This window comes from Enterococcus sp. C53, from assembly GCF_040887425.1.
Taxonomy (GTDB): Bacteria; Bacillota; Bacilli; order Lactobacillales; family Enterococcaceae; genus Enterococcus_B; species Enterococcus_B hirae.
Map to the genome: position 1 here is coordinate 1 of NZ_JBFOFT010000004.1, position 23,072 is coordinate 23,072.

General features: G+C 36.6%; 19 protein-coding genes and 1 tRNA gene. 15 read left to right on the forward strand and 5 right to left on the reverse strand.

Annotated features, from left to right (window positions below):
- Positions 1 to 339 precede the first annotated feature (339 nt).
- The 3 genes from AB3I42_RS06615 (at position 340) to AB3I42_RS06625 (ending at position 1,388) form a co-directional block, all read left to right on the forward strand.
- Positions 340 to 774, forward strand: coding sequence for a universal stress protein (locus tag AB3I42_RS06615; RefSeq protein WP_010719320.1), 435 nt, complete (start codon positions 340 to 342; stop codon positions 772 to 774).
- Positions 775 to 786: 12 nt separating this feature from the next.
- Entirely contained in the window at positions 787 to 1,089 is a 303-nt protein-coding gene (locus AB3I42_RS06620) for a hypothetical protein (protein ID WP_010719319.1), read from the forward strand.
- A 107-nt stretch (positions 1,090 to 1,196) separates the two neighbouring features.
- Positions 1,197 to 1,388 (forward strand): hypothetical protein, encoded by a 192-nt coding sequence (locus AB3I42_RS06625; RefSeq protein WP_131773158.1) that lies wholly within the window; start codon positions 1,197 to 1,199, stop codon positions 1,386 to 1,388.
- A gap of 80 nt (positions 1,389 to 1,468) precedes the next feature.
- Here the strand turns inward: AB3I42_RS06625 and AB3I42_RS06630 are convergent, their stop codons facing one another.
- A complete protein-coding gene (locus AB3I42_RS06630; RefSeq protein ID WP_010719317.1) occupies positions 1,469 to 1,726 on the reverse strand; it encodes a hypothetical protein in 258 nt (85 codons plus the stop codon).
- A gap of 163 nt (positions 1,727 to 1,889) precedes the next feature.
- On the opposite strand from AB3I42_RS06630, the gene AB3I42_RS06635 reads away from it, so the two are divergent.
- The 3 genes from AB3I42_RS06635 (at position 1,890) to AB3I42_RS06645 (ending at position 2,957) form a co-directional block, all read left to right on the forward strand.
- Entirely contained in the window at positions 1,890 to 2,153 is a 264-nt protein-coding gene (locus tag AB3I42_RS06635) for a hypothetical protein (RefSeq protein WP_010737474.1), read from the forward strand.
- A gap of 18 nt (positions 2,154 to 2,171) precedes the next feature.
- Entirely contained in the window at positions 2,172 to 2,360 is a 189-nt protein-coding gene (locus AB3I42_RS06640; RefSeq protein WP_010737475.1) for a hypothetical protein, read from the forward strand.
- A 225-nt stretch (positions 2,361 to 2,585) separates the two neighbouring features.
- A complete protein-coding gene (locus tag AB3I42_RS06645; RefSeq protein WP_368022392.1) occupies positions 2,586 to 2,957 on the forward strand; it encodes a YxeA family protein in 372 nt (123 codons plus the stop codon).
- 77 nt (positions 2,958 to 3,034) lie between these two features.
- Here the strand turns inward: AB3I42_RS06645 and AB3I42_RS06650 are convergent.
- The 3 genes from AB3I42_RS06650 to AB3I42_RS06660 form a co-directional block, all read right to left on the reverse strand.
- Positions 3,035 to 3,107, reverse strand: a tRNA-Gln gene (locus tag AB3I42_RS06650).
- Between the two features lie 45 nt (positions 3,108 to 3,152).
- Positions 3,153 to 3,572, reverse strand: coding sequence for a hypothetical protein (locus AB3I42_RS06655; protein WP_010737477.1), 420 nt, complete (start codon positions 3,570 to 3,572; stop codon positions 3,153 to 3,155).
- 58 nt (positions 3,573 to 3,630) lie between these two features.
- Positions 3,631 to 4,362, reverse strand: coding sequence for a C39 family peptidase (locus AB3I42_RS06660; protein WP_010737478.1), 732 nt, complete (start codon positions 4,360 to 4,362; stop codon positions 3,631 to 3,633).
- A gap of 346 nt (positions 4,363 to 4,708) precedes the next feature.
- Here AB3I42_RS06660 and AB3I42_RS06665 point away from each other — a divergent pair, with 346 nt between their 5' ends.
- The 3 genes from AB3I42_RS06665 to AB3I42_RS06675 all read left to right on the forward strand — a co-directional run bounded on the left by AB3I42_RS06665 (position 4,709) and on the right by AB3I42_RS06675 (position 8,353).
- Entirely contained in the window at positions 4,709 to 4,906 is a 198-nt protein-coding gene (locus AB3I42_RS06665; protein ID WP_010719311.1) for a hypothetical protein, read from the forward strand.
- Positions 4,907 to 5,015: 109 nt separating this feature from the next.
- Positions 5,016 to 5,504 (forward strand): hypothetical protein, encoded by a 489-nt coding sequence (locus AB3I42_RS06670; protein ID WP_010719310.1) that lies wholly within the window; start codon positions 5,016 to 5,018, stop codon positions 5,502 to 5,504.
- Positions 5,505 to 5,800: 296 nt separating this feature from the next.
- Complete coding sequence (locus AB3I42_RS06675) at positions 5,801 to 8,353, forward strand: phosphatidylglycerol lysyltransferase domain-containing protein (protein ID WP_325830160.1); 2,553 nt, start codon at positions 5,801 to 5,803, stop codon at positions 8,351 to 8,353.
- 555 nt (positions 8,354 to 8,908) lie between these two features.
- On the opposite strand, the gene AB3I42_RS06680 is transcribed toward AB3I42_RS06675, so the two are convergent.
- Positions 8,909 to 9,505, reverse strand: a complete 597-nt coding sequence (locus AB3I42_RS06680) for a nitroreductase family protein (protein ID WP_034866654.1) — start codon at positions 9,503 to 9,505, stop codon at positions 8,909 to 8,911.
- Between the two features lie 364 nt (positions 9,506 to 9,869).
- Here AB3I42_RS06680 and AB3I42_RS06685 point away from each other — a divergent pair, with 364 nt between their 5' ends.
- The 6 genes from AB3I42_RS06685 to pheT all read left to right on the forward strand — a co-directional run bounded on the left by AB3I42_RS06685 (position 9,870) and on the right by pheT (position 23,032).
- Complete coding sequence (locus tag AB3I42_RS06685) at positions 9,870 to 11,336, forward strand: peptide MFS transporter (protein ID WP_010719307.1); 1,467 nt, start codon at positions 9,870 to 9,872, stop codon at positions 11,334 to 11,336.
- Positions 11,337 to 11,612: 276 nt separating this feature from the next.
- Entirely contained in the window at positions 11,613 to 15,143 is a 3,531-nt protein-coding gene (locus AB3I42_RS06690) for a PD-(D/E)XK nuclease family protein (RefSeq protein WP_081115032.1), read from the forward strand.
- Positions 15,140 to 18,856 carry a helicase-exonuclease AddAB subunit AddA gene (gene addA / locus AB3I42_RS06695; protein ID WP_368022393.1) on the forward strand — a complete coding sequence of 1,239 codons (3,717 nt, stop codon included), beginning with the start codon at positions 15,140 to 15,142 and terminating at the stop codon, positions 18,854 to 18,856. Before AB3I42_RS06690 ends, addA begins: the two co-directional genes overlap by 4 nt.
- A gap of 70 nt (positions 18,857 to 18,926) precedes the next feature.
- Positions 18,927 to 19,268 carry a helix-turn-helix domain-containing protein gene (locus AB3I42_RS06700; protein WP_010719304.1) on the forward strand — a complete coding sequence of 114 codons (342 nt, stop codon included), beginning with the start codon at positions 18,927 to 18,929 and terminating at the stop codon, positions 19,266 to 19,268.
- Positions 19,269 to 19,562: 294 nt separating this feature from the next.
- A complete protein-coding gene (gene pheS / locus AB3I42_RS06705; RefSeq protein WP_034866648.1) occupies positions 19,563 to 20,606 on the forward strand; it encodes a phenylalanine--tRNA ligase subunit alpha in 1,044 nt (347 codons plus the stop codon).
- Between the two features lie 5 nt (positions 20,607 to 20,611).
- Positions 20,612 to 23,032, forward strand: coding sequence for a phenylalanine--tRNA ligase subunit beta (gene pheT / locus AB3I42_RS06710; protein WP_368022394.1), 2,421 nt, complete (start codon positions 20,612 to 20,614; stop codon positions 23,030 to 23,032).
- Positions 23,033 to 23,072: the final 40 nt, after the last annotated feature.

The window sequence follows — 23,072 nt, forward strand, 5'->3', positions numbered from 1 at the left end:
GATCTCCTTCATAAATTTAAAAATAGTTTTGTTGTGTCCAACGAGGAATACTTTACCATGGGAAAATATTTCATAGGTAAAAGCTCTATGACACTTTGTAACAAAGATACGTTTTTTGTAACAAACAGATTATCATAAAATGTGAAAAACAATGAGAAAACCGTCATAAACGTTTAAAATAAACCACTAACAAGGACAATTGATGAGAAAAATAAACACTAGAAACAAGTAAAAAAAAGCTACATTTTTTGAAAATAAATACGAAATAATTGAAAACAGCGTAATTTTTTTTAAATTTAGCATGTGATGTTACAATAATAGAAACAAGGAGGCGATAACATGAGTAAGAGATATCAAAAAATAATGGTAGCTGTCGATGGGTCTAAGCAATCAGAACAAGCTTTTTTGGAAGCGCTAGATTTAGCGAAAGATAATGAAGCCGAATTATTTATCGTTTCGATCATCAATAAAGTAGAGTTGACACATAGCGCCTACGCATTTTCAAAAATCTATGCAGAAGAAAAACAGAAGATAGAAGTCGAAATGTTAAAAAAGATCCATGATGCGAAAGAATATGGGATCAATGACATCCATGCTATTGTTGAAACGGGTGACCCACGTAACTTGATTGGGACGGTGTTTCCACAACAAGAAGCGATCGATTTGATTGTCATGGGGGCTACTGGTAAAGGAGCAATCCAACAAGCTTTAGTCGGCTCTACAGCTTCTTACGTTGTTACTCATGCGCCCTGCAGTGTGTTAGTGGTCAAATAAGGAGGGGAAAGAATAGTACGTCCACAAGAGGTTACAGCTCCTAAAGAAAAAATTGAAATTCTCAAAATTTTAGAAGATGGTACGCAGACGAAAAAAGGTTATTCTGTTGCTTTAGTGAAATGGTCAGGCAAAACAGCGATTGCCTTACGCTGGGATGGTGATAGTCTGCAAGAGAAAGGATTTCCTGTCACTGTAAATGGGTACCATCCAGCTTGGTTCGTTTTGCCAGATCGATTAACAGATCTTTATAGTAGAGACTATCGTGAGTACCAAGAGTCGATCCGGTTTATCACGTCAAGTGATCAAAAAGAATAGCTTTTGTGCTGCGGAAGAAAGTTCATTGTGTGAAAGAATCGTAAACATTCAACATTGAGACAACCTTTTATATCAACAGGTTCCTAATAACTGAAGTAGGTGAAAAGATGAGTGCTGGTGATGTATTGAATGAAGTCAAACAACTATGTAAAGAAAAGAAGTACGAAGAAGCAAAAATTTTGATTGAATCAAATAAAGAATTGCTAGAGGACAAATTTTCTGTTGCCCAACAGTTTATTGATTTAAAACAAGCATCAATCCTTGAACGGTTCAAACCTTTCTTTGGTGTAAATGAATGATCAAAAATGAGTGTGAAAAAGTGGTTGCTCACTTTTTTCACACTCATTTTTTGTTCGATTGTTCACAATCTATACACACACTAATCTTGTTTATTTAATAAATAAAATATCCAAAGTATCAGTATAATGACTGAAATAACTAAACTAATGACATGTCTAATTAAGACAGAAGGGATTTCCCAATGGCGGAAAGAAAAGATTTGATAAGTAAAATAGATGCTTGGAAGAGAAACAAGTAAAACAGATAGTTTCTTTTTTGTCCAATTTATGTAATAGAAAAGAATACTTAGCATGATGAAAAATGGAATGTAAAAAACAAGCTGACCAATCGCAATCACGAGAGTGCCTCCCAGAATAATAATGATATCTGATACAAAATAACATTTTGTATCAAATGATGCAAGTATTTCTTTAATTGATAACCAAGAAGGACATACAAAGGTTTTTGATTAACAAGAAGTTTCTTGCTATAATTGATCCGAAAGAAAGGATGAAATTTTCATGGATCAAGTAATGTTAGAAGTCGATTTACATTTAGTAAACAATATACGTGTGATTTACTATGTGGTCAGTAATAGTGTAGAAAAAAGAGTACTGATGAATAAAATCAATGGTATTCTGACGAAAAAAGGTGTACACCAATTCAGCAGTAGCGAAGACAATTATTATAGTATACCTGTTGAAAAAGTTTTATATACAACGGTAAATGTCAGAACAGACCTAGATACAAAAGTAGATCATGAACCAATTTTTACTACGTATTGATTGTGACGGAGGAGAACAATGAATCCATACGAAGCACTTATCCAAGAATTGATTGACGGAAAAATTGAAAAAATTGAAGTCAAAAGAGAAGAGGTCATGCTTTTTCGTGAAGCGTGGCTAAAATTAAAGAATCGTAAATATGTCGTAGGTAAGGCATTATTGAACGGGAATGTAGTTTATCATTATGATCCAACTAGGCTGTATTAATTACAAGAAATTAATCATATGGCAAAATTGTTGCTCATGATTTTATTATTAAAAAAACGCTTGAAATGGTTTTAGCCATTTTGAGCGTTTTTTAATATTGAGCATTATTTAGAACAAGGGTGAGCAAAAGCTTTTGTGCCAAAGTAGGAGAAAAATCTCCAACTAGAGGCGGATGAAGCCGTTTATTTTTATGGATATAATGAAATAAAAATAGGAGGTAGAAAAATGAAAATAGTAAAAGTAGTTATTGGAACGGTATTATTTGCAGGAGTCGCATTAGTGGGCTTGAAGTTTTATACGCAAAATTCCCACGATGAGATGGCAGGTGTGGTAGACCAATTAAATCCGTTGGTAACAAAAGGAGAGATATACGTCAAGACGAAAAAACCAGATGAAGTCAATTCATATGGAACAGCGACTTATATCCAAAAAGCTGCCGATCAAAAGGGACATGAACGAACGATTGAATTTACAGGTTTATCTATTTTAAAAGAAGGACATTATTTAAAGATCATTAATAAGGGCGCTCACGTCGAGTCATATGAAGAAGTTGACAAAAAAGAAGTACCTAAAAAAGCATTAGCTATCATTGGATAAATATAATTTTATTATGTAAACTTAAAGAGAATATAAAAAAACCAATCAGAAAACTGAGTTTCTGATTGGTTTTTTTATTGGGATGGTAGGGTTCGAACCTGCAATTGCTTGATTCAGAGTCAAGTGCCTTACCAGTTTGGCTACATCCCAATCAAACAATTTGATCATAGCACGACACAAAGAAAATGCAAGAGATTACTCTTTATCCAGCATTTTTTTGACAGTGATCATTCGTCTTTCTAACTTCTTGATTAAACCAGATGGAAGTGGGATCAAATTGGCAATTGATAATGTATTAGAAAGTAACTGAAATTCTTTTAGTGGAGCATCGATGATTCGATAGATCGTTGCCAAACGTTCGATGTATTCAAAATGTGTATAGTTTGTTTGTGAGATTAAAAATTTCAATAAATCAATCGCTTTTGCATAATCTTTCTCAGAATAATAGGCTAATGCTTGACGATAAAGTTTGATCTGTAACTCATTGAGTGAAACTGGGCTATAGCGATCCGTCCATTCCTTGACGGAAACTTTGGTTGGTGTATGACCATTTACATCACGAACGAAAATAATCGGAATTTCATTAGGATCTATTTTTTTATGAATTTTTTCCATTTCCCTCAATCCTTTCCATCATATTTAGCTAGAGTATAATGTATTTTTTATAAAAATACTAGCTTTTCTCTAAAGTCAACATTTGACCACCCATTGAGGTGAAAATTGCCTCAAAATCTTTGATTGCTACGGGTCTATTTTTTTCTCCATAAGGATCATTTACATAAATATTGTCATTGTCATAACCAGTAACTACACAGGCATGGTTTAATGGTGTCACTTTTACTTGCCCATTGTTTGTTTGCCAAGTAACGAAATCAGTATCAGTAGGCACTTGGAAATCTAAAGTAACGGAGGCCCACACAGGCTTTCCTTGTTGTAAAGCTTTCTTAATGTCATTGATTGTTGCATCGGTTTTTGGAAGAGTATGATAATCTGTTTTTACGATTGTCTGTGCCAACGAAGCGATAGGCGGGACATAGACGCCCATTGCCCAATCTCCACCGCTGATGTCCCCAACAAACCCTTCATTAGGATCGCCATGTGTACCATCAGCATTAAAAACAGGAACGTAATTCAATTGTTGAGCTAACTGATTTTTAGAAGTCTCGTAACCATAATAAGAAAGCAGCATGGACAGTGAAGTAACTTCACAGCCATTTCCTAACGCTGGCTCGGTGAATTGGCTTTCCAAGGGGACATCAAGTAAAACTTGTTTTTTAGCATAACTACTTACTTTTTCAGTATCCTTTCCAACATTGTGTGAATGGTGAAAATAAGTGGTGGCAGAAAAAATAACGAATAATAGGACTGCCACGAATAATATTTTTTTACCAATGAATCTTTTCATAATAATTCCCCTTTTTTCTGATATTTACATATTATAATGCTTTTTTTTAAAAATAAAATAAAAAATTTGACATGTTGTTTTCCAAATTTAAAATAAGAAGACAAAAGTCCTGAAAAATCACAGGATCAATAGCCGAATAATTTTTTTTAAATTGAAAAAAATGTTTCGATTTATTGATAGTTTTTAATTGTGAAAACGAAAACAGTACGCTATAATGCCAGTAAGGTCGAAATAAATCGCAGGTCAAATAACAAATGTTTTTAGATGATGTTTATTTGAAAGAGCAATTACTGTTTGAAAAAAACAGTTACCTTATAAAAGAGCTTGGTAGTTTAGGAGGATTTTGATGACGGAAGAAATGATTAATTTAGGAGAGCAATATTCATGTAAACCGATTGGGTTTACAAAAGCAGTTATCGGAGAAGTTGTTTCAAAAATGACGAATTGTGCCGTAGTCAAAGTTGCTCAATGCGCAATGGAAGATCAAGAGTTATTAGAAGAAAAAGCAAGTATGGTTGTTGCAAAATACGAAACATTTGAATAAGAAGAAATGATTTTGGACGTACAGTAACGAAATCGGTACTGTATGTCCTTTTGCTTGTAATTTTTATTTCTTTTTCGAGTATTTGGAAAGAGAAAAGAGGTGTAGTTAGATGATTAGTATATTTACTTTACTATTATTTTTATTTGTCTTTGTTATGTGTTTGTTTTTATGGTTGGTACGTCGAGAAATCGTCTATCGAACGGTTAGAAATCGCTGGGTTTACTTAGTCGTGCCTTTTCTGGCAATCTTAGTTCTTTGGTTTACGCTGATTAGTCAACCAACTGCAGATGAATTGGCTAAAGGGGTCTTGTCAGCGCTAATTTTCATCAGCTTTTTACTAGATAGTCGTGGTATAACAGAAGATGGGCTTGTTCTAAATAGCTTTGATAAAAAAGGTGTTCCTTTTTCTGAGATCAATAAAATCGTTTTGTATCAACCGGAAGGATCTTCCATCATAAAAATGAATTTCTTTCGTAACGGTTGGCGTGGACCCATGCTGAAATTTTCTGTATCAATGGAAGAGTTGGTCACTTTTTTAGCACAGCATTTAAATGATGATGCCGAAATTGATATTATGATTGATTCTGATCAAGAGTAAGTTACTTTAGAATAAGAACAAAGAACGATAGTGAGCGATATATGGGATGAACCTATTTCGGAGTCGCATATATAATAAGAGACTGAGGCAAGTATTAGCTCGGTCTCTTTTTTCTTTGCCTTGCAGACGCTAGATTACACAGCATTTCAAAATGATTCTTCGTATGAGAAAGAGTTTGTTTATTTATTTTTGAATCGTTGCGATCACTTTTATAATAACATTAAAAAAATTGTTTCACTAATTTGATATATATTAGCTCTATTATAATGAAAGGACTTTTAATTTTAATGAAGAGGATGAAACTCAATTTTTTCAAAATTATATTCTCACTATTCATTTTTTCGATCTCTGTTTTAAAAATAAATAGTGAACTTTCTACCATTAGGTTAAGCAAAGTGTTACAAACAATTAGTAATGAATCTATCTTAAAAATTTTCAGTTTGTTTTTAGTAGGTGCTTTAGGCATTTTCATTCTTTGTCTCTACGACTTTGCATTAATCCGAAAATTGAAGACGAAGAAAATTTCTAAAATAAAACTATTAAAAATCAGCTGGATTGCCAATTCATTCAATGCAGTTTTGGGATTTGGTGGAATTTTTGGTGCCAGCGTACGTTATAATTTCTATAAAAACTATATTGACCAAAGCAGAGTAAACCAACTAAAAAAAGCGATTTCGCTATTATTGATCTCATCTATTTCTGGTGTGGGCGTATTATCTGCAATGGTGCTGCTAAATATTTTTCCAGAAAGTCATTTATTAGAGGGAAATGATACGATCAAGATTGGTTTAATTGTCAGTGCTTGTTTGTTGCCTCTATATATCGGCTACATTAGTATCAAACCGCCACTTCCAGCTGCGAGATGGTTAGGTTTACAATTCACGATCGTATCAACGATTGATTATCTCACTTCTGGTATTGTGATGTACGTCGCGTTTCGTTTTCTTAACTTGCAGGTTCAATTCGTTGATATGGAAAGTATTTTTATTTTAGCAACGATTGCTGGAATTATTAGTATGGTACCAGGTGGTTTTGGTGCGTTTGATGTCATTTTCCTTTTAGGCGCTACACACGAGCTGCAGATAGATAAAGAAGCAGTATTGATGGCGCTGATTCTGTATCGTTTAGCGTATTACTTCATTCCACTATTGTTTGGTTTATTGTTCAGTGTGAGTGAAGTTCAAATGCTGATTAGTCAAAAAATCAGCAATAATCAATTTTCGATTCTTACGAAGGAATTTACGACAGTAGTATTTTCGATTACGCAAGCACAGATGAAGCAAATTGGAAGAACGCTCAGCACAGCCATTTTTCTATTTTGTTCATTAACATTTTTATTTGATTCATGCATTTTATTTTTTGAATATGCATATATGGGAATGAAGTCGGCTTTTTTTATTGCGCCAATTTACGTATGTCTGAGCATTTTATTACTGACAGATGTTGTAGGGATTTATAAAGGGGCGATCGATACTTGGGAAATGTTGCGTTTCAAACTGATGTTATTAGCACTTTGTCAGTTTTATCTTTTTTGGGAAGACCAAAGTTTGACAGCCCTCTTATTAACAACGGTATTATTTGTAGATACTCTATTTTATAGGAGATGGTTAGAGGTCGAAGTCATCAAACAAAGTGTTTTAGAAAAATTGATTTGGACTTTAGCATGTCTCTATGTATTTGATAGTCTAACTGAAATTTTTCCGATATTGCCTAGACAATCATTCTTTATTCTGAGTGGAACGACACTATTATTGCTTTTACTTTCTGGGCTTTGGTCAGTTATACACCGAAGAAGAAAAAGGAAATCATTAAAGCTTGATTTAAAGTTATTAGATGATGCTGAATATCGAAATTTCTTAGAACAAAATGGTGGAAATCACTTAGCTCATTTAGGTTTTTTAAAGGAAAACCGAGTTGCGTGGTGGGAAGATGTTGCAGTGATTTATCAAGAAAATAACCATTATCTCTTTATTTTAGGTGATCCAGTTGGTAAACAAGAAGCCATTTTTCCTTTTTTGAAAACTTTGGTGTCTAAAGCGAATCAATTAGGCAAACGAATTGTTTTTTATCAAGCTTCCACACAGTACCTTAGCTTTTATAATGATCTAAATTGCGAATTTTTCAAGTTAGGAGAAGAAGCAGTCATTGATTTATCTGAGTTTTCACTATCAGGGAAGAAGAGAGGGTTTAGAGCAACATTAAACCAAATGGAAAAACTAGGGTATACGTTTGAAATCATCGAACCGACAATTGTTTCAGAGTCATCAGAAAGCGTGGGCTCAATTTCTTCGGAATTTTCACCAACATCACAGTTATCCCATGATCGTGAACTGTTGTCAGAATTGAAAGAAGTATCTGATCAATGGTTAAGGTCAAAAAATGAGATGACTTTTTCTGTCGGACGATTTGAGAAGGAATATTTAAATTGTGCAGCAGTTGGTATTATAAGAAATCAAGAACAAAAAATTGTTGGCTTTGTTTCCATGATGCCAACTTATACTAATGAGACCATTTCAGTCGACTTGATCCGTTGGTCTATCAGTGAAGAAGTGGCAATGATGGATGCTCTTTATTTATATTCCATCCTATGGGCTAAGGAACAAGGTTATCAAAAATTCAATTTAGGAATGGCTCCGTTCTCTTCTACTTATAAAAACACAATTAATTTAGAGAATACGTTTATTTACAGCGTCTATAATAATACTCAGTATTTGTATTCATTCAAAGGGTTAAGGAAATACAAAGAAAAATACAAGCCTCAGTGGGCTGCAAAATATCTCGTTTACGAAAATAAAACCTGGGTGTTGAAAAACTTATATGCTTGTTATAAATTAATTCATTCAAAATAATAGAAAAAGATGATAGTCGTAACAAAGCCATCAGGAAGAGGTTGAGACAAAAGTGTTTAGTATCAAGAAATAAGAAGGAATTTCCGAAAATTGACAAGAAACACAAAAACTCATTTTATTGGTTTTAGAGATACTAAAAGATACTGAGACAACTTTTGTCCCAGTCTCCATATTATCTAATTTTTTAAGATCATTAAAGGTATCTTTAAATTTTTTAGTGAAATTTGATAGAATTTATTAATAGGCAAGTCTAATAGAACACATGAATAGACTATTTTAAGATTTTTATGTAATTAATGTAACAAGTCCTTCTGGTTAAAGGTAGGATAAAAGAAAATTGATAAAGAGCTCAGGGCGACCTTCGCCCCGAGCTCTTTATCTTTAGTAGTTTAATATAGACAGAAATGGTATCACAGAGTGAACATTAAACCATAAGCAGACACTGTTAAGGAGTTGAAAAGCTATTTTAAAAATGTGCACTTATTGTTCAAGTTAAAGCACGCTATTCACAACCATTAAAGTATTGGGCTAAAAGTTGGTTATTACATAGAGGTTTTAGTTAAATACACGGAAACGATCTTCGTCGTTCATATATTCTTTTTCTCCAGCTGGTGTTTCTGGTGAGCCAAACACTAATTGAGAACGTAGTTTCCAATTAGATGGGATGTTCCATTCTTTAGCGACAGCTTCGTCAATTACTGGATTGTAATGTTGCAAGTTAGCTCCTAAACCTTGTTCTGTTAAGGCTACCCATGTATTTGCTGTAGCAATCCCATTTGATTGTTCTGACCAATCTGGGAAGTTGTCAGCATATAATGTAAATTGTTCTTGGAGATTTTTGATGATATCTGTATCTTTAAAGAACAAGACTGTTCCATAGCCTTTTTTGAAGCCCGCTAATTTATTTTGCGTATTTGGAAAAGCTTCAGCAGGTGTCAATGGGCGAAGAGCTTCTTCGGTCATTTCCCATAATTTTTCGTGAGCATCTCCAAAAAGAATGACTGCTCGTGTTGACTGTGCATTAAATGCAGTTGGACTTTCTTTGATTGCTTCTTTGATCAAAGCTGTTAATTCTTCATTTGATAGTGTTACGTTATGTCCTAAATCATAGATAGAGCGACGGTTTTGCAAAGTTTTTGTAAATGTTGTCATGGTGAAATCTCCTTTAGTTGCGATCTGCATATTTTATGAGTACAAACGAAGTATATCACCTTACAAAAAGTAAGTGAAATAATATGCTCACAAAAAATAAGTAAATTTTTTAATGAATATTAAAATAATAGAGGTTATTTTAGTTAACGTTTCCATTGTTGTTAAACTAAGTAAAACTCGATCATTTTAAAATAGCAATATATAATTATTAAATATCTGTTTATTTTTTATTATCATTTTCCCATTAAATTTTATTCGTTTTTATAGAAAATAAGTATATATTTCTTAAATAAGTTTTTTAGTTAAATTTTTCAGTGAATATTTATAGTATTTTCTGAAAATTTAAAGAATTGGGGTATGGATTATGGAAAATCAACAAGACAAGGGCTTCTTCGGTCAGCCGAAGGGGTTGTCAACATTGTTCTTCACAGAGATGTGGGAACGATTTAGTTATTATGGTATGCGTGCGCTGTTGCTTTACTACATGTACGATACTGTAGCAAACGGTGGACTTGGATTACCTACCGCAACAGCATTAGCAATTATGTCAATTTATGGTTCACTGATTTATATGTCTAGTATCATCGGTGGTTGGGTTTCAGACCGGGTACTAGGTGCAAAAAGAACTGTTTTCTTCGGTGGAATATTTATTATGCTTGGGCATATCGTCTTAGCATTGCCATTTGGTGTTTCCACTTTATTCGTCTCAATGGCTTTGATTATCTTTGGGACAGCCTTTTTGAAACCAAATGTTTCCGGAATGGTTGGACATCTTTATTCAAAAACTGATTTAAGACGAGATGCCGGCTTCTCTATTTTTTATATGGGGATCAACTTAGGTGCGATGCTAGCACCGATCATCGTAGGAACGATCGGACAGGAATACAACTACCATCTTGGCTTCTCATTAGCTGCAATCGGAATGTTCTTTGGACTGTTACAATACGTGATCCAAGGACGTAAAACGTTGGATGGTATAGGAACAGTTGCTCCTAATCCATTAACAGCAGCAGAGCGTAAAAAATTCATTCGTAACTTAGTCATTGCTTTAGTTGTGATTGTAGCAATCTTTGGTGGCGCACAAGTCACTGGACATTTAACCATTGATTTCTTTGTCAATTCAATTAGTGTTTTAGGTATTCTTTTACCGTTATACTATTTTGTTAAAATGTTAACAGCTAAAAATGTTACAGCAGAGGAAAAACCAAAAGTATGGGCGTATATCCCATTATTTTTAGCAGCGATCATTTTCTGGTCGTTACAAGAACAAGGATCTTCCATCTTGGCTCTGTTTGCACAAGAACGGACACAATCAACATTGTTCGGTATGAATATTCCAGCTAGTTGGTACCAATCATTGAATCCGATTTTCATCTTCGTCTTGACACCAGTATTCGTTACATTGTGGACGAGATTAGGAAAACGACAACCATCAACCGTAGTGAAATTTTCACTAGGATTATTATTTGCTGGGTTATCTTTCTTATTAATGATGTTACCAGGCATGCTTTATGGCACAGATAGTAAAGTAAGTCCAATGTGGTTGATTGGCAGCTTCTTCATTGTCGTAATCGCTGAATTATGTTTATCACCAGTTGGCTTGTCTGCGACAACAAAATTAGCACCTAAAGCTTTTGAATCACAAACCATTGCTATCTGGTTCTTGGCAGATGCTTCTTCACAAGCGATCAATGCACAAATCGCGCGTTTCTATACACCAGGTACTGAATCTGCTTATTTCGGGATTGTCGGTGTCGTAGCAATCGTTGGAGCAGTTGTATTATTTATGATCAAAGAACCAATCAAAAAATTGATGGGTTCCATTCATTAAACCAAATGAAGTTATAAAAGAAAGTATCAAAGTTAGTGGAAATAACTAGCTTTGGTGCTTTTTTTATATGGATAAGTATAAGAAATAAGTAAAGGATAGCGATTGATGGATGTGAATCGCAAGAAGTAGTCCCAAACTTTTTTTGAGAGGATTTGGTAAAATAATCTCTATAAGCGCAAACAATTAATTTCTAAAAAAAATAGGAGAAAGAACAAATGTTCAGTTGTTTTTGGTATAATGAATGAGGAATGAATCTAAGGAATAAGGAGAGGGAAAATGTCTTTACAATTTATTCTCGGGACAGCCCGAAAAGACCACCGTACAGCGTTGATTGATGAATCAGTCGAATGGTTAGCAAAAGATAGCATGCACCAGGTATTTTTCCTTGTACCTAACTATAATAAATTTGAACAAGAACAAGAAATCTTGACAGAGCTGCGTCAAAGAAGTGGCAAAACGTCATTTAGTACAACGAATGTCCAAGTCTTTAGTTTTTATCGTTTAGCGTGGTATTTGTTGCAGCAAACAACGTTATTGTCTGGTAATGAACTTTCAGAATCTGGTTCGGCAATGATCTTGCGACAGATCCTAGAAAAAAATGAAGAAAATTTAACGATTTTTCGGGGAGAAATCAATAAAAAAGGGTTTATTCGCCAGCTGCAAGAATTGCACAATGAATTACGTATTGGAAATATTTCACCTGAAGATCTTGTCTTTTCAGAACTAGCGGATACGGTAAAAGCTGAAAATCAACAGTTGAAAATGAAAGATCTTCAATTGATTTTTACAGCTTTTGAAGAAGAATTGGTCCAACGTGCGCTGCAATCTGAAGATGCTTTGACCATTTTGGCAAATTATTTACAAACGCAAGACATGTCTAAGGTGAAATTTATCGTTAGTGGTTTCACTCGAGTCAATGCGCAAGAATATCAATTGTTACAGGTCATGATGGAAAAGGGACAGCTAGTGATTGATTTGCTTCTTGATCGTCCTTATATCACAGATATGCCTGAAGTGTTGACATTGTTTCATGAAACAGGAAAGCTCTATTTCCAACTGATCAACAGTGCCAAAGAACGAAGAGTGCCGGTTTTAGTGGAAAAATTTGCCCCAGAACATGAAAGACCGCTTGCACTCATGCACTTGCAAAAAATGTGGGAAGAAACTTCTAGCAACAAAAAAAGCCAGCCGCTGAAGGTTGGGCAACAAGAGGCGTTGAGAATTTGGGAAGCAGAGAACGCCACCGAAGAAGTCAGACAACTAGCTGTGGAGATCCGTCGTTTGGTCAGCGAGGAAAATTATCGCTATCGTGACATTCAAGTGTTAACGAAAGATATGGCGTTTTATGGTAACTTGCTACAACCTGTTTTCAAAGAAATGGCAATTCCTTTTTATATTGATGAAGAGCAGTTGATGGAGAATCATCCATTGATCGAATGGATCAATAGTTTATTCGCTTTAGATCGATATGCCTATCGTTTGAATGATATCATGCGTTTTTTCAAAACTGAATTATTCATTTGTGAAGCGGATGATACACTAGACTTAGCCAGTTGGCGTGAGCAAAGAAATCAGTTCCGAGCAAAATTAGATGTCACAGAAAATGTAGCACTTGCTTATAACTATCAAGGTTCATACTGGACGAGAGAAAAAGATTGGCAGTTCGTGTCTTACGATTTTGAAGCAGAACAACTGGAAGATGTTCAAGAATTAGAAAAACGCTCGAATGATATTCGGCACTTCTTCAAAGAGAAAGTCCCAACATTTTTTGACAAGATAAAAAAATGTAAAAATGGACAAGAAGGCGCGACGGTCTTTTATCGTTTTTTGGTGAACAGTGGCGTACAACAACAATTAGTTTTTTGGCGAAATCAAGAAATTGAACGAGGCAATTTAGCAGCAGCCCGAAACCATGAGCAAACATGGGGGGCGTTGATTGATTTACTGGACGAGTATTCGCTCATTTATGGGGAATCTGAATTTGACTGGCATTTGTTTCAGGAAATCATTACCAGCGGGTTAGAAAATTTAAGTTATGGGAAGATTCCTACAGCAATCGACCAAGTACGCATCAACCGCTTGGAACTGGTACGATCAAACCAGGCGAAAGTCACGTTTGCCATTGGCTTGAATGATCAAGTATTTCCTGATCGGCACGAAACGAAAGGCTTGCTTTCTAGTGAGGAAAGGGAAACGTTGAATGCTCGTTTAGCGGAAGAGAAATTTTTATTTGATCCCGCAAAAGAGAACTTGTCTTTTGAACCATTGCAAGCCTACTTGGTGTTTGCTTCAGCCACTCAGCGTCTATACCTCAGTTACGCTCAAAGTTATGATACAAACACGTTGAAAATCTCTCCTTATTTGAAACGAATCATGGAATACTTGATGATCCCAGCTGAAAGAAAAGAGCATTTGGTTTTAGACAGCGATCCGAGTTGTTATATCGGTACGTATCGTAGTGGGATCAATACAATCAATCATATCTATCGTTTAGCAAAGGAAGAGAAGAAAAAAGTTCCGGTGTATTGGCGCCAACTAAGAGAGCAGATCTTGCAATCACAATGGCGAAATTTTGCATTGCGCATTTTTGAAAGTCAAGAACATCTGAATGTCCCGGTGTCATTACCTAAAAAGATGGCAGAGGAACTCTATGGTAAAGATATTTATACCTCTATTTCCAGATTAGAAAATTTCTATAATTGTGAATATAAATATTTTGTCCAATTTGGTTTGAAACTGAAAGAACGAATGGTCTATGGTTTAACGCCGGCTGCTACAGGTGATTTTTATCATGAATCACTAGATCGTTTCTTTAAATTACTATTTTCAAATCAGATATCGCTAGTAGAAATGACCGATACACAACGTAAAGAGTTTACTGAAAAAGTCTTGCAAGACGTCTTTGGCGAGTTACGCTTTGAAATTTTAGATAGTTCAGCTCGAATGAACTATATTCGTTATCAGTTAGGACAAACGATCCAAAAAGTAGCTTGGGCATTACAAAAGCAAAGTAAAAATACAGGGATGAAGCCCCTTCAAACAGAAATATTGTTTGGCCAAATTGCGGGCGCTCAAGGTATCCCAGGGTTGGAATTACCACTGAATAATGGAGGGAAACTACATGTTCGTGGGAAGATTGATCGTGTGGATGTTGCTGTTGAACAAGCGGATACCTGGCTTAGTGTTGTCGATTATAAATCAAGTGGACGTTCCTTTGATGTCACTGAAGCTTACTACGGGATGGCTATGCAACTGTTGACCTATCTAGACGTGGCGTTGATGGATGCTGTCAAATTGACTGGAAAAGCATTGGTTCGACCGGCTGGTTCCTATTATTTACATGTCCATAATCCGATTTTGTCTGAAGCAAATGAAATTGAAAAAGAGACATTGAAAAAATTCAGTTATGACGGCATCTTTGTCGATGAACCTGAGTTATTGGAAGTATTAGATCATTCACTGGAAGCAAAAGAGAACTCTTTGATTTATCCGATCAAGAAAAATGCGAAAGATGTCTATCAAAAGGGAAGTTTTAGTAAAGAAAAATTCTATACAGAACAGGAACTCCAACTTTTTATGGCGCATAATCGTGCGAATATGCGTTTAGCAGGGGATAAAATCACGTCAGGGGAGATCAAACTTAATCCAGCTTACAAAGACAAGGAGCGGCTTGCTTGCCAGATGTGTCCTTTTAGAAGTGTTTGTACGTTCGATGTGATGTTGCAAGAAAACAATTATCACCGTTTAGAAAAATTAAACAAGGAAGAAGCCCTGCGAAGAATAGAAAAAAGGAGTGAGGAAGAATGACCAAAATTCCTTTGAGACCAGAAAACGAACGATTCACTGACGAACAATGGCAAGCCATTTTTGATCAGGGAGATAACTTGCTGGTATCAGCTTCCGCTGGTTCTGGAAAAACCACAGTGCTTGTCCGTCGAGTAATCGAAAAACTAAAAATGGGGTTCAATATTGATGAACTTTTGATCGTGACGTTTACAGAAGCGGCAGCGAAAGAAATGAAAGAACGGATCCAAGAAGCTTTACAAGAAGCAGTCAATAGTGAAAGCGATCCGGCACGCCAACAACATTTCACGAAACAGCTGATTTTATTGCCGAGTGCTAATATTTCTACTTTACATGCTTTTTGTTTAACGGTTATCCGCCGATTCTACTACTTGATCGATATTGATCCAGTTTTTCGAATGTTAACGGATGAGACAGAAACGATCTTAATGAAAGAAGATGTTTGGGATGAATTACGCGAGGCTTGTTATAGTGAAGATCGGGAAGAGTTTTTCCAATTAACAATGAATTTTTCAAATGATCGTTCAGATGATGGATTGACCAATCTGGTTTTCTCTCTTTATGAATTTGCGCGAGCGAATCCTGATCCCAAACGTTGGTTAGATCAATTAGTGGATAACTATCGTTTAGATGATGGATTAGCTCATTCACCATTGTACCAAGAACAATTGCGACCACTTCTACTTACAGATATGGCACAAAGTGTGCAACTTTATGAAGAAATGGTTAGATTAGCGCAAGAAGAAGGTCTGGAAAAAATGTTGGAACAAGTTGCAGGAGAAAAAGAACAAGTCCAACGCATTTATGATCACTTATTACAAGATCAATTGCCGGAAGCCTATACGGGTTTAGAAACATTGACTTTTACTACTTTTAAAAGCAGTCGCAAAGCAGAGCTGAAAGAACGTTCAGCCGAAGTTAAAAATTTAAGAGATCAGGCGAAAAAAATCATTCAGAAAATTGGAAAAACTTATTTTCCGATTTCTCCTGAACAATTGACCGAACGGACGAAAAAAGCTGCTGTCCTAGTGGAAGAGTTGACGAATGTCACCAAACGTTTCATGGATGGCTTTAGCCAACGAAAAAGAGAAAAGGGAGTAGTAGATTTCAATGATTTAGAACATCTTGCCTTGCGAATCTTGACGACTCAAACAGAAGAGTCATGGCTTCCAAGTGAAGCATCAAAGCTTTATCGTAAGCAATTCAAAGAAGTAATGGTCGATGAATACCAAGATATCAACCAGTTGCAAGAAGCTATCCTTTATTGGCTTAGACAGCCTGATCCGACAAACGGTAATTTATTCATGGTTGGGGATGTCAAACAGTCGATTTATTCTTTTCGACTAGCTGATCCTAGTTTGTTTATTGAAAAATATGAAGCATTTTCAACAGCTGAGGGTGGAAGACGGATCATTTTGGCAGAAAACTTTCGTTCCCGAAAGGAAGTCCTGTCATTTACCAATCTGGTGTTCCAACAATTGATGGACCCTGTTGTGGGACAAATCGCTTATGATGATGCTGCACAATTACGATTAGGATTTCCTGATTTCCCCGAAGTCGATCGCTTTGAACCAGAACTATTGATTTACGAAAAAGAAGAAGAGCCAAACAGCGACCTTCCAATTGATGAGAATCTAGAGGACAAAACAGAAGGTGAACTCTTTATGACGGGCTTAAAAATCCGCGAACTGATTGATGAAAAATTCCTGATCTATGATAAAAAAATGAAACAGAATCGTCCAGTCGAATATAAAGATATCGTACTTTTGACACCTACAAAGAAGAATAATCTTACGATATTAGAGATCTTTAAAACATTGGATATTCCTTTAGAAATGAATGATGCCCAAAATTATTTTCAATCTACAGAGTTGCGTACGATGATTTCTTTGCTACAATTGATTGATAATCCGTATCAAGATATTCCCTTGGCAGCCGTTTTACGTTCACCGATCGTAGGACTGATTGAACCAGAACTGGCACAGATCCGTTTAGCTGATCGAACGCATACCTATTATGATGCGGTGCTGGCTTACCAAACAGCAAATCAGAATGAATTGGCTGATAAATTGCGCCATTTCAATGACCAACTCGAATTGTGGCGGGAACTGGCTCGGCGGTCTTCAATCACTGACTTGCTGTGGGAGATCTATTTACAAACCGGTTATTTAGAATATGTAGCAGGTTTACCAGCCGGTGCCCAAAGACAAGCAAACCTTTATGCCTTAGCTGATCGTGCGAAAGCGTATGAACAAAGTTCGTTTAGAGGGTTGTATCAATTCGTTCGCTTCATCGAAAAGATGCAGGAAAAAGACAAAGATTTAGCGGAGCCGGTGATTTCCTCCAGCGATAATGCTGTTCGGGTCATGACAATTCACGCAAGTAAAGGCTTAGAATTTCCTATTGTCTTTTTATTAGATATGACCAAACAATTCAATTTGCAAGATTTAAAAAAGCGATATGCTTTTGAAGAAAAACTAGGTGCGGGGATTCGTTATATGGATCCTGATACTCGGGTGTTGTATGATACCTTGCCTTACCAAGCAATCAAATCAGCCAAACAAAATAAGTTATTGTCAGAGGAGATGCGTAAACTCTACGTTGGTTTGACCCGTGCGGAACAAAAATTATTTATTATCGGCTCGTATAAAAATAAAGAAGATACCTTGAAGAATTGGTCAGAAGCTTCTGAACAAACCAAATTAGTCTTAGAGCCAACGACTCGATTAAAAGGGAATAGCAGCTTGATGAGCTGGATCGGTCTTAGTTTGATGCGTCATCCATTGATGCAAAACTATTTTGCCGAAGCAACCATTCTTTCAGAATTAAAAAACTCTGATAGCCAATTTGCCATTACTTGGATGAATCAACAATCTCTGCTTGAAAAAAGGCAACGTTTAATAGCGCAAGAAAACGATGCTGCTGAAAATAATGACGTGGATCAAACACCACTATCACCTGCTTTGAAAGCACGACTCGATTATCGTTACCCTTTCAAAGAGTCGACACAAACCACGAGTTATCAATCGGTTTCTGAAATTAAACGTTTGTTTGAAGATCCAGATGATACGCTTGATGCTAAACTTGTCTGGGAAAGTAATGAAACAAGAGGGTTAAACCGCCAATTCCGTTATACGCAAGATACATTGGCTGAACCACGTTTCTTACAAAAAACGCAACAGGTTTCAGCTGCGGCAATCGGAACTGCAACACACTATTTATTGCAATTGCTGCCATTAGAAACGCCGACTACTGAGTCGATCCAAGCATTACTAGATGAATTAGTTAAAAAGCGTTTAGTGGATCAAGAGGTAGCCAAAAAAATTGATTTTTCTGCTATTCTTTGGTTTTTTGAAACCGAGCTTGGAAAAGAATTAATCAAGCAAAAAGCGCATGTCAAACGGGAACAACCGTTTTCGATGCTGTTACCTGCAGAACGGGTCTTTGAACAATACCCAAATGAAGAAGATGAATTGCTAATCCATGGGATTGTTGATGGTTATATTGAGTTACCCACGACGATTCAATTATATGACTTTAAGACGGATTTCATTTTAGATCGTGACGATGAAACAGCGATTGATGCAGTCATTCAAAAATATCGTGGGCAATTGAATCTCTATCAACAGGCGTTGACAGAATCTTTAGAAAAGCCTGTCACAGATGTCTTTCTTGTCTTATTAAGTGCAAAGAAAATAATAAATATTAATAAATAATAATAATTGAGCAACTAGGACTTACACTTTGTAAGTAATATGCTATACTCTTAGCAAAGAGGTGAGTAAAATGGAGCTAACACAGACAGAGTTCACTTTATGTCCTAAATTTGAAAAGACCTTTTCGATTTTAGGTAAAAAATGGAATGGGCTGATTATTGATGTATTGCTTGAAAATGGTCCGCAACGCTTTGTTGATCTCGCAGCTAAAATACCTATGGTGAGTGATCGGGTTTTAGTTGAACGATTAAAAGAACTTGAAAAAGAAAAAATCATCGCCAGAAACTTCTCATGTAAAGAGTCCAGCCGTTCAGAATATATGTTAACTGAAAAAGGAGCGGATCTTCAAAAGGCCATCGTTCAGTTACAGGTTTGGAGTGAAAAATGGGTGACAGAAGAAGAATGCAGTTGATTTTGGAAGTGAAATCTTGTAAACTGGCATTAGATGAATAGCTAAAGAACGTTGACGAAAAAGAGTAGTTTGGCTAAACCAGTCCAGGGAGATCTGTCATAGACTGTAAGCAGATCCTGAGTTTGAAAAATGAAGTTCACTTTCTGAGTTCGTCTGATTTATTCAGACCGGCAAATGTCGTTAAAAAAGTAAGTGTACGGTTTTGACCGTAAATTAGGATGGTAACGCGAAGACCTCGTTCCTTTGTAGGAATGAGGTCTTTTTTGTATTTGAATTTGAAGGAGGAAATAGGGAATGTCTCTACAAGCCCAATTAGAAAGCTTGAAAGAAGCCACAATCGTTAAAATAGCGACAGCACGCGATTTAAAAGAATTAAATCAAATTCGTGTAGAAACTTTAGGAAAAAAAGGACCAATCACCGAAGTTTTACGGGGAATGAAGGATCTAAGTCCTGAAGAACGTCCGAAAGTTGGTAGTTTTGCCAATGAGATTCGTGATCTGTTGACAGCAGAAATTGAACGTAAAAAGCAAGCGTTAGAAGAAGCGGCACTTGCAGCAGCTTTAAGCAAAGAAACAATTGATGTGACCTTGCCAGGACGTCAAGTCAAACAAGGAAACCGCCACATCTTGACACAAATCATGGAAGAAATCGAAGACATCTTTGTCGGAATGGGCTACCAAATTGTTGAAGGGTATGAGGTGGAGTCTGATCATTATAATTTTGAGCGAATGAACTTACCAAAAGACCACCCAGCTCGTGATATGCAAGATACTTTTTATATTTCAGAAGAGATCTTGATTCGTACGCATACCTCACCAGTACAAGCACGTACGATGGAGAAACATGACTTTTCAAAAGGTGCACTTCGAATGATCTCACCTGGGAAAGTATTCCGTCGTGATACGGATGATGCTACTCATAGCCACCAATTCCATCAAATCGAAGGATTAGTGATCGATGAAAATATTACGATGGGTGACTTAAAAGGCACTTTAGAAGTCGTAATGAAGAAGATGTTTGGTGAAGAACGTGAAATTCGACTACGTCCTAGTTATTTCCCGTTTACTGAACCTTCTGTTGAAGTGGATGTCAGCTGTTTCAAATGTGGTGGCGCTGGCTGTAATGTCTGCAAGCACACCGGTTGGATTGAAATCTTAGGAGCTGGGATGGTTCATCCAAATGTATTGAAAATGTCAGGTATCGATCCGGAAAAATACTCTGGTTTTGCTTTTGGCCTTGGCCCAGATCGAGTAGCAATGCTACGTTACGGTGTCAATGATATTCGTAATTTCTATCAAAATGACTTGCGTTTCTTAAGTCAGTTCAAAGGGGAGTAAAAAGCATGTTAGTTTCTTATAAATGGTTAAATAAATATCTTGATTTGTCAGCAGTTACGCCAAAAGAACTAGCTGATAAAATGTCAGTGACTGGGATCGAAGTGGAAGGAATCACGGTTCCTGAAGAAGGCTTAAAAAAAATCGTAGTCGGCGAAGTCAAGGAATGTGTGCCACATCCTGATTCCGATCATTTATCGATTTGCCAAGTGGATATCGGTGAAGAAGAACTTTCACAGATCGTTTGTGGCGCGCCTAACGTGAAGGCAGGGATCAAAGTCATCGTTGCTTTACCTAATTCACGGATCGCAGGGAATGTAAAAATCAAAAAAGGGAAAATGCGTGGTCAAGTTTCTAATGGGATGATTTGTGCCTTACAAGAAATTGGCTATCCAGATAGTGTCGTTCCCAAAGAATATGCTGAAGGAATCTACTATCTTCCACAAGAGGCAGTCAATGGAGAGCCCGTCTTTTCTTATTTAGACATGGACGATTCAATTATCGAGTTATCGATTACACCGAATCGCGCAGATGCTTTATCTATGCGAGGAGTAGCATATGAAGTGGGGGCGATTTATCGTCAAACACCTCATTTTGCAGAGGAAGAATTAGTAGAAGCAGCACGTCCGGCAAAAGACAAAATCAAGGTGACAGTCGAAGATCCAGAAGCTGTGCCTGCTTATCAAATTCGAATCATTGAAGGCGTAAAAATCCAATCTAGTCCACAATGGTTACAAAATATCTTGATGAATGATGGGATTCGACCAATCAACAACGTAGTAGATATCACAAACTACATCTTACTGTTGTTTGGACAACCATTACATGCGTTTGATTATGATCGGCTAGGATCACAAGAAATCGTCGTCCGTCAGGCAAAAGCAACAGAAAAAATCGTTACGTTAGATGGCGAAACACGTGAGTTAACACCCGAAAATCTCGTGATCACTAATGGAGAACAACCAGTCGCTTTAGCAGGTGTGATGGGCGGCTTGGATTCTGAAATCACTGAGACAACGACTACGGTTGCTCTAGAAGCAGCTTTGTTTGATCCAATTTCGATCCGTCGAACAGCGAAACAATTCAATTTAAGAAGTGAATCTTCTGCTCGTTTTGAAAAAGGAATCAATCAAGCAACAGTTGCTGAAGCATGTGACGTTGCTGCTGCAATGATCGTTTCGTTAGCAGGCGGTGAGGTTCTTCAAGGTGCGGTTGCTGGTTCGACTTATCAAGTAGAAGACGTAACAGTAACGATCACTCTCTCACGAATCAATCATTATCTAGGAACTGACTTAACAGTTAAGGAAGTAAATGAGATTTTTGAAGCACTTGGCTTTGGCTATCAAAGTGAAGGGGAAACGTTCACCGTTACTGTTCCTCCTCGTCGCTGGGATATCAAGATTGAAGCGGATATTATTGAAGAAGTTGCTCGTATCTATGGCTATGATCGCTTGCCTTCCACATTACCAAGTGGAGAGACTGTTGCAGGAAGTTTGACCCAAGAGCAATCAACAACACGCAAGATCCGTACATTACTTGAAGACAGTGGTTTACATGAAGCCATCAGCTATGCTTTGACAACGGAAGAAAAATCTCGTCAATTTACAATCAAAGATTCCTTAGTTACACGTCTTGATTGGCCAATGAGCGAAGACCGTTCTGTCTTACGAATGAACTTGATCAGTGGGTTACTGGATAATGTGAACTATAACGTAGCTAGAAAAAATAGTGATGTCGCTTTTTATGAAGTCGGAAGAGTCTTCTATCAAGAAAACGATCCATTGACTCATTTGCCGCAGGAAGTGAAACATGTTGCTCTTGCATTGACAGGTACTTGGCAGGATAAAAGTTGGCAAACTCAAGCAGAAGTAGTTGACTTCTATACGATCAAAGGTCTTTTAGAAAACTTGTTTGAACAATTAGGAATAGCAACAGACATTTCTTATCAAGCGACTGATAGTTTGAAAGACATGCATCCAGGAAGAACAGCGGAAATCTATTTAGGTGAAACAGTGATTGGATTTGTTGGACAGGTTCATCCGAATACAGCTAAAGAATACGATGTTCCAGAAACCTATGTTGCAGAATTTGACTTGAGCTCAGTGATCGAAGCTGCTCAAAAAGGGATGACTTTCCATGCGGTGACAAAATTCCCTTCCGTTTCTCGTGACATTGCGATGTTAGTTGCAGAAACAGTAACCAATCAAGAAATCGTAACGGTTATCCAGTCTGCTGCAGGTAAGTTCTTAACAGACATCCAATTGTTTGATGTGTATCAAGGAAAAAATATCGAGGAAGGACATAAGTCAATGGCTTACAGTCTGACATTCGAGAATCCTGAAGCAACAATGACAGATGAAGAAATTAACCGATCAATGACTAAGATCGAAAAAGCACTAAGTGAAACAGTTGGTGCAAATATTCGTTAAACTGTAAAAAAAGACGCCCTCACAAAGAATGAGGACGTCT

Bases quoted from the DNA above. Each gene is read 5' to 3' on its own strand.
- AB3I42_RS06615 (WP_010719320.1), top strand. From the start codon at position 340: ATGAGTAAGAGATATCAAAAAATAATGGTAGCTGTCGATGGGTCTAAG.
- AB3I42_RS06625 (WP_131773158.1), top strand. From the start codon at position 1,197: ATGAGTGCTGGTGATGTATTGAATGAAGTCAAACAACTATGTAAAGAA.
- AB3I42_RS06635 (WP_010737474.1), top strand. From the start codon at position 1,890: ATGGATCAAGTAATGTTAGAAGTCGATTTACATTTAGTAAACAATATA.
- AB3I42_RS06640 (WP_010737475.1), top strand. From the start codon at position 2,172: ATGAATCCATACGAAGCACTTATCCAAGAATTGATTGACGGAAAAATT.
- AB3I42_RS06645 (WP_368022392.1), top strand. From the start codon at position 2,586: ATGAAAATAGTAAAAGTAGTTATTGGAACGGTATTATTTGCAGGAGTC.
- AB3I42_RS06655 (WP_010737477.1), bottom strand. From the start codon at position 3,572: ATGGAAAAAATTCATAAAAAAATAGATCCTAATGAAATTCCGATTATT.
- AB3I42_RS06660 (WP_010737478.1), bottom strand. From the start codon at position 4,362: ATGAAAAGATTCATTGGTAAAAAAATATTATTCGTGGCAGTCCTATTA.
- AB3I42_RS06665 (WP_010719311.1), top strand. From the start codon at position 4,709: ATGACGGAAGAAATGATTAATTTAGGAGAGCAATATTCATGTAAACCG.
- AB3I42_RS06670 (WP_010719310.1), top strand. From the start codon at position 5,016: ATGATTAGTATATTTACTTTACTATTATTTTTATTTGTCTTTGTTATG.
- AB3I42_RS06675 (WP_325830160.1), top strand. From the start codon at position 5,801: ATGAAACTCAATTTTTTCAAAATTATATTCTCACTATTCATTTTTTCG.
- AB3I42_RS06680 (WP_034866654.1), bottom strand. From the start codon at position 9,505: ATGACAACATTTACAAAAACTTTGCAAAACCGTCGCTCTATCTATGAT.
- AB3I42_RS06685 (WP_010719307.1), top strand. From the start codon at position 9,870: ATGGAAAATCAACAAGACAAGGGCTTCTTCGGTCAGCCGAAGGGGTTG.
- AB3I42_RS06690 (WP_081115032.1), top strand. From the start codon at position 11,613: ATGTCTTTACAATTTATTCTCGGGACAGCCCGAAAAGACCACCGTACA.
- addA (WP_368022393.1), top strand. From the start codon at position 15,140: ATGACCAAAATTCCTTTGAGACCAGAAAACGAACGATTCACTGACGAA.
- AB3I42_RS06700 (WP_010719304.1), top strand. From the start codon at position 18,927: ATGGAGCTAACACAGACAGAGTTCACTTTATGTCCTAAATTTGAAAAG.
- pheS (WP_034866648.1), top strand. From the start codon at position 19,563: ATGTCTCTACAAGCCCAATTAGAAAGCTTGAAAGAAGCCACAATCGTT.
- pheT (WP_368022394.1), top strand. From the start codon at position 20,612: ATGTTAGTTTCTTATAAATGGTTAAATAAATATCTTGATTTGTCAGCA.